Genomic DNA, 12,795 nt, shown 5'->3' on the forward strand with positions numbered 1-12,795 from the left:
AAATCAACAAAACCAAAAAAATACCAATGGAACGTAGAGAATTTATCAAAAATGGCGCGTTTACGGCTGCGGGCTTAACCATCCTGCCAACCGGAAGTTTATTTGCATCATCAGACAATGCAAAAGTAAGATTAGGTTATATTGGGGTAGGCGCACGTGGGATGAGCCATATCTCTGAAGGAGCCTTAAGAGATGATGTAGAAATTGTTGCCATTTGCGATACCCAGGAAAGTTCACTTAAAATTTGTCGTAATTTTATAGCTAAAAAAGGCAGACCTGCTGCAACAGAATATACAGGAGGCTTGGATGCTTATAAAAAACTGTTATATCGTAAAGATATTGATGCCGTAATTATCGCAACACCATGGCAGTTTCACCGCGACCAGGCGGTTGATGCCATGAAAGCTGGAAAATATGTAGGCTGCGAAGTAATTGCTGGTTTAACGGTAGAAGATCATTGGGATATTGTAAATACTTCGGAAAAAACAGGCATGCCTTATATGACTTTAGAGAACGTTTGTTACCGTAGAGATGTAATGGCGGCTTTAAATATGGTGAGGCAGGGTCTTTTTGGCGAATTGATACACTTAGAAGGTGGATACCAACATAACTTAAGAAACGTACTTTTTAATAATGGTAAAGATTATTATGGTGGTGGAGTAGAGTTTGGCCCAAAAGCCCTGAGTGAGGCACAATGGCGTACCCAATTTAACATTGATCAGGATGGTGATTTATATCCAACGCATGGAGCTGGACCAATCATGCAGTACGCCAATATTAACAGAGGGAATCGTTTTACCAGCCTGGTATCGTTCAGTTCTAAAGCCAAAGGTTTGGCCGCTTATGTAGAAGAGATGTCTCCTGGCCATCCAAATGCCAAAATCAATTATAAAAACGGTGATGTAACTACCACCATGATCAACTGTGCAAATGGCGAAACCGTTTTGTTAAGTCATGATACACACTTGCCACGGCCGTATTCACTCGGTTTCAGGGTGCAGGGCACCAAAGGGATTTGGATGGATGTAAATAAATCTGTTTATATCGATCACCAATCAAAGAAAGACGATGTCTGGGATCCAGCTCAGGAATGGTTTGCCAAATACGATCACCCGCTTTGGAAAAAATACGAGGCAGAAGCAGTAGGCGCAGGCCATGGCGGCATGGACTGGTTTGTGTTTAATGGATTTATCCAGGCTGTAAAACAGAAAAAGCAAACGCCGATTGATGTATATGATTCGGTTACGATGAGTGTAATTGCCCCCCTGTCTACCAAATCGTTAAAAGAGGGCAATATGCCGCAGAAATTCCCTGATTTTACCAAAGGAAAGTGGAAAGACCGTAAAAATACCTTTGCTTTAGACGACAGCGGTTTTTAGTGTCGGTTGCGGGTATTGCCTTTAGCTTGCCCGCTATATTTCTAATAAGCAGCCTAATTGAGGATATCCTTGCATTGGTTTTTCAAAAACGATTTTTATTCAATTTATATTACCATCTTATGTTTCAGGCAGTTTTAGATGCTTATGGGCTTCATGCAGGCAAATGTACGATAGAACCTTTTGGCTCAGGTTTAATTAACCATACCTGGAAAGTTTATCAGGAGGGGATAGCCTATATCTTGCAAGAGGTAAATACAGTGGTTTTTCGCGAGCCTGTACATATTGCTCACAATATCAGGGCAATCAAAGAATATCTGGATCAAACTGCTCCCGAATATTTGTTTATTGCACCCATTAAGGACTTAAATGGAGATGATTTTATAGTTGTCAACAATCGTTTTTACAGAATTTTTCCATTTGTGGAAAAATCTTGCTCTGTTGATTTTGTACATCAGCCTGAGCAGGCTTATCATGCTGCCAGGCAGTTTGGTAAATTTACCCGGATGCTTCGTGCTTTTAACGTACAAAAATTAAAGCCCACCATCGAAAATTTTCATAACCTGCCCTTACGTGTAGCGCAGTTTAAAAAAGCACTCGAACAAGCCAGCCAAAAGCGGATTAGCGAAGCAAAATTTGCGATAGGAGAGATCATCAGGCATTATGGTATAGAAGCGCAGTACGTACACCTGTTAGATAGCGGCGCACTTAATTTACGTGTGATACACCACGATACCAAAATAAGCAACGTATTGCTACAGGCTGAAACCGGCGCAGGTTTATGCGTAATTGATTTGGATACCGTAATGCCGGGATACTTTATCAGCGATGTGGGTGATATGATGCGGACCTATCTCTCTGAAGCCAATGAAGAAGAAAAGGATTTTAGCAAAATAGCCATCAGGACAGATGTTTTTGCCGCAATACATAAAGGTTACATGGAAGAAATGGACCAGGTTTTGACTTCGACCGAAAAACAGTTCTTTATCTATTCAGGCAAGTTTATGATTTATATGCAGGCGGTAAGGTTTATAGCGGATTTTTTAAATGGCGACATTTACTATAAAACGAATTATCCTAAACACAACTTGATTAGGGGATTAAATCAGATCGATTTACTGAATAAGTATATTGCCAAAGAATCTGAATTTGAAGGAATTATTAAGAAGATTAATGATTTTCATGAGTAACAAAATGGAGAAATCTGTTATTTCAATTCTAAATGTTTTCTATTGAAAACTAACTTTAAGCATTGAAAGATCTCTATAGAAAAATCGTCATTGCGAGAAGGCACGACGAAGCAATCTCTCATACTTATATTCTTGCTATAAAGATTGCTTCATCCAATGAAGAATTGGCTTCGCAATGACGATTTTTGGAAAACAATTATTTCCTTAAATTCTTATAATTTACATTGACTTTAACATAAATTATCCCTAAAAATATCTTTATTTAACAAACAAAGCGCAAACGTTTGATTGGTTAAACGGATTTGTTGCAAAAAGCTTGTAAGCAGAGGCATTAAGCCCTTTGTTCTTCGCCAAGCCTTTCAAAATAATCTTCTTCATCAGCTTCAGAATTGCTCAATTTATTGATTTTAAATACCCAGTATTTCATTAAGGGATAATTAAAACCGTAAGAAACTATACTATCAATTAAAAGCCTGCCAAGTTTATAATCTAAATTGAGGCTACTGTGCAATAAATAGGTACCTGCTGATTTTAATGAGATACTTCCCAAAACCACGATAAAAAATCGGATTAGCTGTCCGCTTGTAGAACTGCAATAGCCATCGTTACTCTTAAAAGCCCAAAAACGGTTAATACAAAAGTTAACGATCCCACCAAGCGTGCCTGAAATTAAAATAGAAATGGTAAAGTGGATATGCAGCCATTCCGTTAGTAGTATCATTAATCCATAGTCGGTAACACCACCAGAAAAAGCCGATAGCTGCGCTTTGAGAAAAAGTTTAACAGACGCCCAGGTCATTATATTTTCTCCTCCTTGTCTTTAGCGTCGCCCGCTTTCAAAAGTTTAAACGTATCGATAATATTGATAACCAATAATAGCAACACCATAGCAATTGCGAAATAAGTAATGGCACCTGTAAATAAGGTTTCGGCAATTAAAATAAGCGAAATAATTACGCGTAATTCTGTTGGACCTAAATAGCCGGAATCGATTTGGTAAAAGCCGGTAATTTTATAACGCAGTTGGGAAATAATCATAGACCAACCGTATAATACCACAAAAAGAAATGCGAAAATCTGTGTGCCACCATCGGCGTAATAATAATAGCCCAAACCGATCAGGATAATGCTGAGCCAATCCATCACAATATCAAGTGCAAAGCCATACCACTTACGGGGGATTTTACGAAAGTACGCCAACCGGCCATCAAGCGAATCGCCAAGCCAGTTGATCATAAAACCTAAAATTCCGATCAGCAAATAACTTTTTGCATAAAAACTTGCCAAAATAAAGCTTAAAAACACAATCAGCGATCCAATCATGCCAATCCCTGTCATCATATTAGGCGTGATCCATTTAGGAACCCTTTGAAGCAAAAATAAGATCAGTGCTTGTTCGCCTTTTCTTAAAATATTTGTCCTCTCGCGGTCTGCAAATACCCTTTTGCCAGCTAAATGGTCTTTTTTTAGTTTAATAATAGCCTCCAATTTAAGTGCCCACCAAAATTACGCCAAATAGAATGGCCGTTTCCGGTCGGTAAAATTTTAAACTGATTTTCTTTGGAATACCTTTAGAATAATCAGTTATTCTTTTTAGCTTCCCCGATCTGACCAGGTAAGTAAACAATAGGGCAAATAACATAAATTTATTTTACAATTCCGGCGAAGCGCTGGTAAAATACTGTTGGACTATTCTCAATTTTTGGGGCATACTTACCTGCGATGATGGGTACGTAAATTACGCGTCTCCTACTTTCCTCTCCACGAATAGAAGATTCTGCCACCCGGTGCCAAAGCCGTCCGTCATGAATGGTTAAATCACCAGCTTCAGGCAATATCGATACTTCTTCAGCATCTGGTTTATTATCCAGAAAGTATTTTTTGCGGAAAAGCATCTGGTAAATACTTTGTTTGTGTGTACCGGGAATTATTTTTAATCCGCCATTTTCAGGTTTTAAGGTACTCAGGTGAATGCCTACATTGAGCATTGGGTTTAGTTTAGCACCATAAAAAATATCCCTTAAACCATCCGTGTGCCAGCCCATTTTGCTGAATTTGCTTTCAGGACCATTGATGTAATGGTTAAATACCATGCCGTCTTTTTCTTCTGTGCCCAGGCGTGCACCATCACCGGCCAATTGCAGCAGGGCATTAAAACGTGGGTCTAATAACAGTCCGCTTAAGGTTTGATGCTGTTGACTAATAAAAGCAAAACGTTGTACAATTGCTGAACCATCAAGATCTTTTCCGTATTTAATTGGCACGCCGTTTATTTTTTTAACATCTTCCTGTATCCATTTTTGTTCTACTTGTTTAGAAGCATCAATAATCGATGAAACCGTTTCGGTCTTAATGAAATTTTTGAAATGGATAAACCCATGTATGTTAAAAAAATCAAGCTGTTCTGATGTTAAACGTTCAGATAGGGTAAAGGTAGGATACGATGTTTCCATGTGTCGAAATTTAAAGTTTAAGAAAAAGATAAATTGGAATCAGAATTATGCGCAGCAACAGCACATTCGCATTGGCGAGTGGTTCGGTACTGAAGTGAAATAAAACAATTTTGTTTTATTATACATAATCTATAGAATTTGTAGTATTTAATACAAACGTAACATATTTTTAATATTCCGGAGAATTTTATTTCAAATATTTTAAAATAATTTTTTCGGAAAGGAGTTGCGGTAGAGAAGAGGTGTACAAATAAAGGCTACTGTAGCTGTTTTATTTTAATTTTATCCGTGGTGTTGGATGTTACCATCCGACACTCATATGTCGAAAATAGTAATTCATGAAATGAGATATACGGTCAGTCAGATGGTAACATCTGACTGCACAACCCTGAGGTGTTACTAGCTGACAATCAGATCTGTTATTAAATTAAAATAGATCTCTTATTACTGTATTGGAGCGCAATTGTAGTAGTAATAGGGTACTTTGTTCCCGTTTTTCGCTTTTACGCTTCGCTTCCTCGTACCTCGTTGCTGCAGGGTATCGCTGCACCCGGGGCTAAATGGCCTAAACAGTATTTCATTTTTAGGGTTGCATAGTGCACAAACCTTTGTTCCTAAACCCGAATGTAATGGAAAGCCCGTAAGCGAGGAACGAGTGCGGACTTGTAATGGAATGCGGGACTAAAAATGCCAAGCACACAGAACTGTTCATTTCCAAATCAATTTTGATATCATATCCGTGGTGTTGGATGTTACCATCCGACATTCATACATTAACTAGGATGATTTAGGGAATGAGGTATACGATCAGTCAGATGGAAACATCTGACTACACATGGAACTAAGTTTTATAAATCCCTGCGGCCATTTTTTCGATAAATCCCTTCGGCAAAATCCTATTGGCATATACACTGATGATATTGGTAAAACCTGGAATAATTTCAGCTTTCCCGGCGAACAATCCTTTAATGGCAATTTCGGCCACTTCATCGGGTTTCATATTAAATTTTTCTGCCATTTTACTAAAAGCATCCAGTCCGGCACGGTGTGCAAAACCCGTATCAACAGGACCAGGACTCAAACAACTTACTGAAACCGGACCATCCTTAAGTTCGAATCTTAATGCTCTGGTAAAAGATAAAATAAAGGCTTTAGTTGCCGAATAAATGGCCAGAGTGGGTACAGCCTGGTAAGCTGCGGTACTGCAAACGTTGAGTATGTACGCCTTTTTCTGTGCTGATAAAACCGGGACCAGCAAATGGCATAATGCGGTTACCGTGGTCATATTTAATTGACACATTTCTAACTGGGCACTTAAATCCAGCTCTGCAAATTTGCCCCACAATCCATAACCAGCGTTGTTAATCAGGATATTAACGGCATAATTATTTGCTGTTATCCAGTTTAATACTGCTTTGGGCGCTTCAACATGGCTAAGATCGATCGCCAAGCTATGCGCTTCAACCCCATATTGGTTTTTAATGTTTGTTTGTAAAGTATTCAATTCGTCTGCCGAACGGGCAATAAGCAATAAGTTGATTTTTCTTCTGGCCAGTGCAATGGCCATCGATTTGCCAATGCCTTTGCTGGCTCCGGTGATCATGGCATATGTAATCTTTGTTCCCAACATCTTTTTGCTCAAACGGTTTACCGCAAATATCAAATAAAATAAATCTTATGCCTTATTTATTTTAAAAAGATGAATAATTCAACATCAATTCAAGAACTTTTTCAAGTTATTATTTTTAACGAGTCTAAATAATGTTAGCTTTGCCGAAATTTTCAGATCAGCATGAGACATTTATATCAAAGATTTTTTGCCACAGCACTTATTATGCTTTTTACAATTACCTTATTTGCACAAGCAGAGAAAGGAACTATTAGTGGAAAAGTTGTAGACTCATTGGGCAATGGTATTCCTTTCGCCAATATACAGATTAAAAAACAAAACCTTAAAACCACTTCTGATAAAACAGGTGCATTTAAATTAAATGTTGTTCCTGTTGGTAATCAGCAGATTAAGGTTTCGGTTACGGGTTACAATCTGTTTGAACAGGTGGTGTCTGTTACTGCAAATGATACCATTTCGGTAACATTTGTTTTAAAAGAACAGGCAGAAGGGCTAAATGATGTAATTGTTTCGGCAAGCAGAAGGCCAGAATCATTATCGCAAACGCCATCATCAGTAACGGTGCTTACCGCTAAAGAATTGAATACACAATCAGCCATTAGTCCGAATTTAGCTAATATACTTTCATATAGCGTGCCTGGATTAGGTTTTTCAACCAATCAAACCGGTAATTCCGGTCAGACTTTGCGTGGCAGAAATGTTTTGGTTTTAATTGATGGCATTCCACAATCTACTCCTTTAAGAGCAGGAGGTAGGGATATCCGCAGTATAGATCCATCAGTTATTGAGCGTGTTGAAGTGATTAAAGGTGCAACTGCCATTTACGGTAATGGTGCAGAAGGTGGATTAATCAACTATATTACCAAAAAGGCCGACCAGGGAAAATCATTTGGAGGTTATTCTCAAGCCGGAATTACAGGAAACTTAAAAGGCGATAGCACCATTGGTTACCGTTTTTCGCAACAGCTTTATGGTAAAACAGGTAAATTTGATTACCTGGTAAGTGGGATGTTCGAAAAAACTGGTGTTTTCCGCGATGCTGAAGGCCTGGTCATTTCACCCGAATATGGTTTAGGCGAAACCAGGTCTTACAATGGCTTTGTAAAGTTAGGCTATACCTTTACGCCAAAGCAGCGTTTGCAGGTCATGTATAATTACTTCAGCTCCAGACAACACTCTAAATACATCACCAAAGAAGGTGTTTACGGTCAGTCGCCGGCTATAGGCATTTATGGTACGAGATTGGGTGAAGAGGAAGGCACAAGATTTAACCATAATGCCAATTTACAATATACTAATCAACAGATTTTTGGTAAAACTGATTTAACCGCTAACGTATATTATCAGGATTTTTATACCATTTATTCTAACTCCGCCTCATTTTTCGGCGGCGGACAGTCGGCTATTACCTCTACCAAAAAGGGGGCAAGGGTAAACCTGAACACACCGTTTAATTTAACAGCTCAGGTACCGATGCAATTGAACTATGGTTTGGATTTAATGAACGATAAAACTGCTCAAAGCTTAACTGATGGGCGTTTATGGGTGCCGAATATGAACATGGTAAACTTTGCGCCTTATTTACAGGCCTCAGCAACTTTAATTAATGATTTAACCATAAAAGGAGGTTTAAGGGTAGAAAATATCAACATCGATGTAGACGATTTTAACACCCTGGCTACCGGTGCAAACGGTGCGGGAAGTATAGCGGTACAGGGTGGCAAATTAAACTATAATGCTTTAGTGTTTAATGCCGGTGCACGTTATTCGAAATTCAAGTTTTTTAACCCTTTTATCAGTTATGCACAGTCGTTCTCGGTATTTGAATTAGGTAGGGTATTAAGAGCGGCAAAAAGTAATACCTTATCGCAATTAGAAACCAAACCCATTATCGTAAACAATTATGAAGCAGGGTTTAGCAGCAGTATAGATAAACTGAATTTTAGTGCGGCCTACTATTACAGTACCTCTAAACTGGGTGCCAATCTTTTAGAGGTAAATGGTACCTATATTTCTCAACGTATCCCTGAGCGTGTATATGGATTTGAAATCCAGGCTGATTATCAACTACTAAAAGAGTTGAGCATCGGTGGTAATTATGCGCAGGTAGAAGGAAAAGGAGATGTAGACAATGATGGTAATTTTAACGGAGAGAAAGATGTGTATTTGAACACAACGCGTATCCCACCATCAAAAACTACTGTTTATTTGAAATATTCAGGCATTAAAAACTTAAGTTTGGACGTAAATTGGATGCGTGTAGGAAATCGCGACCGTTTTAAAACTAACGCTGCGGGTAAATATTTAATTGGAGAGGGACCGGTAAAAGCTTTCAACTTATTTAACGTTGCAGCAGTATACCAGGTTTCACAGCCCCTAAAATTATCGTTAGGGGTAGAAAATTTGCTGAATAAAGTTTATTATCCAGCTATTTCCCAGTTTTATGGCAGTAATGTAAACTATGTACGTGGTAACGGGCGTCGGTTTAACTTATCGCTGGGTTACGCTTTTTAAGCAATGAGGAACAGGAAATTTAAAAATACCATCAGGAACATTCACCTCTGGCTCGGCCTGGCAACTGGCCTGGTGGTATTTATCATCAGTATTACCGGTGCGCTGTATATCTTTGAAGAAGAGATCAGGGATTTTACACAAAAAGATTTCCGCTATGTTCGGCTTCAGGAGAAGCCTTTTATAGGTTTGGATCAAGTGATTTCAGGATTCGAGAAACTTTCGCCTAAAGATGAATTAAGGCTGATCAGAATTGAAGATGCCTTGCCCAATGCAACGGTAGAACTGACCAGTAAAAAGGGTAAGGTTTACTATTTTAACCCTTACGATGCCACTTTAGTTAAAAAAGGTGGCGAAGATTGGCTCCAGGTGGTAGAACATCTCCATACTTCTCTATTGCTAGGTAAAACCGGGAAGTTCATCATAGAATGGTCGGTGGTTATTTTTGTACTGATGCTGATCACCGGACTGATTCTTTGGTTTCCTGGCCAAATGCGGCTGTTAAAACAATCGCTCACCATTAAAAGAAAAGCATCATTTAAGCGGTTGAATTATGATTTACACAACGTATTGGGTTTTTATGCATCGTTTGTGTTATTGATTACCGCCTTGAGTGGTCTGTACTTTGCCTTTAAAGAAGTAAAAAATGCGGCCAGCTTTTTCACCGGGAGTAAATTGGGGCAGGGCAAAGCTATCGTTTCGGCCAAACCGACCCACATTGACCCCTTACCTTTACGTTACAATAAAATTTACACCGAAGCCAAAATCAAATATCCTGGTGCTATTTCCACTAGTTTTTCGCTTAGGGGTAAAGGCGAACTACGTTTAAGAATGATTTATCCTTACCGTTGGACACGTAAGCAGAATACTTTTTTTTATGAGGCAACTACCGGTAGCATGATCAGGGCCAAACTGTACAAAGATTATAACGGAGCCGATTTAATAGAGGCCACCAATTATGATCTGCATACAGGTAGGCTATTTGGTCTTCCAAATAAAATTCTTTCGCTTGTAGCGGCATTGGTTGCTGCGAGCCTGCCTGTAACAGGTTTTATGATCTGGTGGCAAAAAAGAAAAAAGCGAAAAGGGAAATAACTACAGCTACAATACTGCTTCAACTCCGGTTAAACTCAAGATTTTCGGTCCGGTATTTTTTGATCATGATGACAGAAAATTGTCTTTTATTAATCTGATTAGTTATTCCTTTCACTAATATTTGAAATGGACATCATCTTCCTTATTGCAGGAATAATCCATCTCTTGTTTATTAACCAGAACTATTTGATCCAGCTGGTGTTACTCTGGCATGGATGATAGAGCAAATTTAATTTTAGGCATAGTTTTTTTGTTGGCAGGAATTTTTGTTTTTTATATTATTTTCAGGCCCGACAGGCAGAAGAAACGATAAGCTCACCGGCTTCATATGGCCTCAAAGTACACGAAGAATGGATGTATTACTGTGTTAAGTTAAATTTCAAATAGCCAGCTTCCCCCCTCGCTGGCGCACGCGTGTCGCGTGTGAGAATAAAAGCCACAAGATTTTAAAAGACCGCCATTGCCGCGGTCTTTTTGATTTTTAAGATATTTTTACGGATACGAGGTGGCTAAATTTCATATTAAAAACATTCTATGCTGAGGTACGAAGCATCTGTAACCTATTGGTACTGAAATTACTTTAAACATTAACGCTCATTAATTAAGCAGATTATTGAGTATATATTAAACAATTTGGGGCCACTGCAAGCTCCCAATTTTTATAAAATCCCCGTTACTAGGTATTTCACCAACGTTAACAATAATGTAACTTAGGTTTGTTAATTTGCAGTAAGCTAAATGCCTGATCATTAAATCTAAATAAGCCCTTACCATGAGTACCGATATTGTAAAAACCTATATTCTGAACAGAAGTTCGGAAGAAATTAAATTAAGCCTCATTATTGGTGGCATTGAGCAAACCGGCACGAGTTTGATTACCCTTAATGAAGACATGGTTTTAAAAGATTATCCCGGCGACCTGCACCAAAAGGTAATCGGGCAGAATGATAACCTGCACCTTAAAAAACTAAACATCATTACCGTGGTTACCGATACTTCACCAAATCATAACCACACCGATTTATACGTGCTGTTAGAAGGCGGTTTTGTAACCAAGGGTTATAAAATGGAAGAAGAAGTACAGCCCGGTGCCTCTACAGTGTATACCGCAGAAATCACTTTTTATCAATTTTAACGCTTATGAAATATCTCCTATTAATTGCCCTCAGCATATTTGGTACTACAGCCTTCGCACAACAAGCAGCTAAAAACGACGATAAAGAGATTAAACAGGTTAAATTCGACCTGCTTAAAGCACCCAGTTCGCCTGCTTCGGCACTATTGGGTTTCGCCGTATCAGATATCGAAAAACCGACTGATTTAAGCGATTTTATGCTTTCGCTACAGTCAGCTACTTCATCTTATACCAAACTTCCTTCCAGTTATGCGATAGATATTGCACCCTTTTACCTGTTCCGGAATAAAGGGGCAGATTTTAGTACCACAGGTAAAAACGGTTTACAATCTACTAAATTCAAAGATTATTTAAGGCAGAGTTTTGTGGTATCGCTAGCCTTGCGCAATCCCGATTCGGCTTTTAATAACTTTAAACCAACCAGTACGTATGGGGCACTAGGATTAAAGTTTTCCATAATTAGGCCTAAATATGACGATGAAACCAAGCTGAAACTCGAATCGATTCACGAAAAACAGGCTGCACTTCTCATGAATTATAAAAGCGGTCTGGAAAAGAAACGTAAATCGCCGGCTTACAGTAAATTTAGTGATAGAAACATTTTCTTGCTGGATTCGATAAAGAAACTTGAAAATTTAAGTGTTTCGGAAAAGCAAGAACAGGCATTTAAAATGATGGAAGATCCCTCCGGCGAATTTTATAAGAATGAATTAAAAAAAAGTGCACTTGATACAGTTTTTAAACGCGAAATAGAAACAGAGCATTCGAAACTGGAAGCCGATCTGCAGGAAGAAGCCAAAACTTTTACGGGTAACCGCGAAGGTTTATCGGTTGATATTGCCGGTGGTTTAAGTACCGAGTTTAGGGAGAAGCGGTTTGATAATTCTAAAATATTCAACTCAGGTGTATGGACAACCTTTGGTTACAACTGGGCCAATGGCAGTTCTATTTGGGGCTGGCCCGTTACCTTTACAACCCGGATGAAATATTTGCATTGGATAATCTAAAAAACAACATCGGTAACATTTCTACCTTCGATACGGGGCTGCGATTTGTTTTTACAAAGAATAAATTCGGTGGAGGTGCAGAGGCGCTTTACCGGAGCATTTTATCATCAGCTACCGTAAAACCTTCGTGGAGGGTAGTGGCAAATGCCGATTATGCCTTATCAGACAATCAAAAAATCATCTTCTCTTTTGGCCGCAATTTCGACGGAACAGTAACCAAAAACGGAAACCTGGTGGCAGCATTAACAGTATTGTTTGGTATCGGTACGAATAGGTAGGGTTTGTTGGTTCATTAGCCATTAATTCATTTTTATTGCAAATTGCCAAATGATAATTGCTTAACTTATTATTATGATTGATAAATTATTATTTATCAGTTAGATCAACATAATGACATT

General features: G+C 38.6%; 11 protein-coding genes. 7 read left to right on the forward strand and 4 right to left on the reverse strand.

The genetic code is table 11. From position 1 onward, the window contains the following. Positions 1 to 26 precede the first annotated feature (26 nt). Together OQX63_RS06090 and OQX63_RS06095 are read left to right on the forward strand one after the other, a co-directional pair. On the forward strand, positions 27 to 1,379 hold the full coding sequence (locus OQX63_RS06090) for a Gfo/Idh/MocA family protein (protein WP_265850001.1): 1,353 nt from the start codon (positions 27 to 29) through the stop codon (positions 1,377 to 1,379). 119 nt (positions 1,380 to 1,498) lie between these two features. After that, the gene (locus OQX63_RS06095; protein ID WP_265850002.1) at positions 1,499 to 2,566 is read left to right on the forward strand and encodes a phosphotransferase enzyme family protein; all 1,068 of its coding nucleotides are present in this window, start codon (positions 1,499 to 1,501) and stop codon (positions 2,564 to 2,566) included. 331 nt (positions 2,567 to 2,897) lie between these two features. Here the strand turns inward: OQX63_RS06095 and OQX63_RS06100 are convergent, their stop codons facing one another. The 4 genes from OQX63_RS06100 to OQX63_RS06115 form a co-directional block, all read right to left on the reverse strand. After that, on the reverse strand, positions 2,898 to 3,365 hold the full coding sequence (locus OQX63_RS06100; RefSeq protein ID WP_265850003.1) for a GtrA family protein: 468 nt from the start codon (positions 3,363 to 3,365) through the stop codon (positions 2,898 to 2,900). Continuing rightward, complete coding sequence (locus tag OQX63_RS06105) at positions 3,365 to 4,054, reverse strand: CDP-alcohol phosphatidyltransferase family protein (protein WP_265850004.1); 690 nt, start codon at positions 4,052 to 4,054, stop codon at positions 3,365 to 3,367. Before OQX63_RS06105 ends, OQX63_RS06100 begins: the two co-directional genes overlap by 1 nt. A gap of 158 nt (positions 4,055 to 4,212) precedes the next feature. Then, a complete protein-coding gene (locus OQX63_RS06110; protein WP_265850005.1) occupies positions 4,213 to 5,019 on the reverse strand; it encodes a phytanoyl-CoA dioxygenase family protein in 807 nt (268 codons plus the stop codon). An 841-nt stretch (positions 5,020 to 5,860) separates the two neighbouring features. After that, positions 5,861 to 6,649, reverse strand: a complete 789-nt coding sequence (locus tag OQX63_RS06115) for an SDR family NAD(P)-dependent oxidoreductase (RefSeq protein ID WP_265850006.1) — start codon at positions 6,647 to 6,649, stop codon at positions 5,861 to 5,863. 162 nt (positions 6,650 to 6,811) lie between these two features. Here OQX63_RS06115 and OQX63_RS06120 point away from each other — a divergent pair, with 162 nt between their 5' ends. From OQX63_RS06120 to OQX63_RS06140, 5 genes are all read left to right on the forward strand, one after another. Then, positions 6,812 to 9,163 (forward strand): TonB-dependent receptor, encoded by a 2,352-nt coding sequence (locus OQX63_RS06120; RefSeq protein ID WP_265850007.1) that lies wholly within the window; start codon positions 6,812 to 6,814, stop codon positions 9,161 to 9,163. A gap of 3 nt (positions 9,164 to 9,166) precedes the next feature. Continuing rightward, positions 9,167 to 10,255, forward strand: coding sequence for a PepSY-associated TM helix domain-containing protein (locus tag OQX63_RS06125; protein WP_265850008.1), 1,089 nt, complete (start codon positions 9,167 to 9,169; stop codon positions 10,253 to 10,255). A gap of 772 nt (positions 10,256 to 11,027) precedes the next feature. Continuing rightward, complete coding sequence (locus OQX63_RS06130; protein ID WP_205058820.1) at positions 11,028 to 11,390, forward strand: hypothetical protein; 363 nt, start codon at positions 11,028 to 11,030, stop codon at positions 11,388 to 11,390. 5 nt (positions 11,391 to 11,395) lie between these two features. Next, positions 11,396 to 12,397 (forward strand): hypothetical protein, encoded by a 1,002-nt coding sequence (locus tag OQX63_RS06135; RefSeq protein ID WP_265850009.1) that lies wholly within the window; start codon positions 11,396 to 11,398, stop codon positions 12,395 to 12,397. Further along, positions 12,385 to 12,675, forward strand: coding sequence for a hypothetical protein (locus OQX63_RS06140; RefSeq protein ID WP_265850010.1), 291 nt, complete (start codon positions 12,385 to 12,387; stop codon positions 12,673 to 12,675). Before OQX63_RS06135 ends, OQX63_RS06140 begins: the two co-directional genes overlap by 13 nt. Positions 12,676 to 12,795 lie beyond the last annotated feature (120 nt).

Origin of the sequence: Pedobacter sp. PF22-3 (assembly GCF_026239555.1) — a bacterium.
GTDB lineage: Bacteria > Bacteroidota > Bacteroidia > Sphingobacteriales > Sphingobacteriaceae > Pedobacter.

Excerpts from the sequence above, each read along its gene's own strand:
- OQX63_RS06090 (WP_265850001.1), top strand. The coding sequence starts at position 27 with ATGGAACGTAGAGAATTTATCAAAAATGGCGCGTTTACGGCTGCGGGC.
- OQX63_RS06095 (WP_265850002.1), top strand. The coding sequence starts at position 1,499 with ATGTTTCAGGCAGTTTTAGATGCTTATGGGCTTCATGCAGGCAAATGT.
- OQX63_RS06100 (WP_265850003.1), bottom strand. The coding sequence starts at position 3,365 with ATGACCTGGGCGTCTGTTAAACTTTTTCTCAAAGCGCAGCTATCGGCT.
- OQX63_RS06110 (WP_265850005.1), bottom strand. The coding sequence starts at position 5,019 with ATGGAAACATCGTATCCTACCTTTACCCTATCTGAACGTTTAACATCA.
- OQX63_RS06115 (WP_265850006.1), bottom strand. The coding sequence starts at position 6,649 with ATGTTGGGAACAAAGATTACATATGCCATGATCACCGGAGCCAGCAAA.
- OQX63_RS06120 (WP_265850007.1), top strand. The coding sequence starts at position 6,812 with ATGAGACATTTATATCAAAGATTTTTTGCCACAGCACTTATTATGCTT.
- OQX63_RS06125 (WP_265850008.1), top strand. The coding sequence starts at position 9,167 with ATGAGGAACAGGAAATTTAAAAATACCATCAGGAACATTCACCTCTGG.
- OQX63_RS06130 (WP_205058820.1), top strand. The coding sequence starts at position 11,028 with ATGAGTACCGATATTGTAAAAACCTATATTCTGAACAGAAGTTCGGAA.
- OQX63_RS06135 (WP_265850009.1), top strand. The coding sequence starts at position 11,396 with ATGAAATATCTCCTATTAATTGCCCTCAGCATATTTGGTACTACAGCC.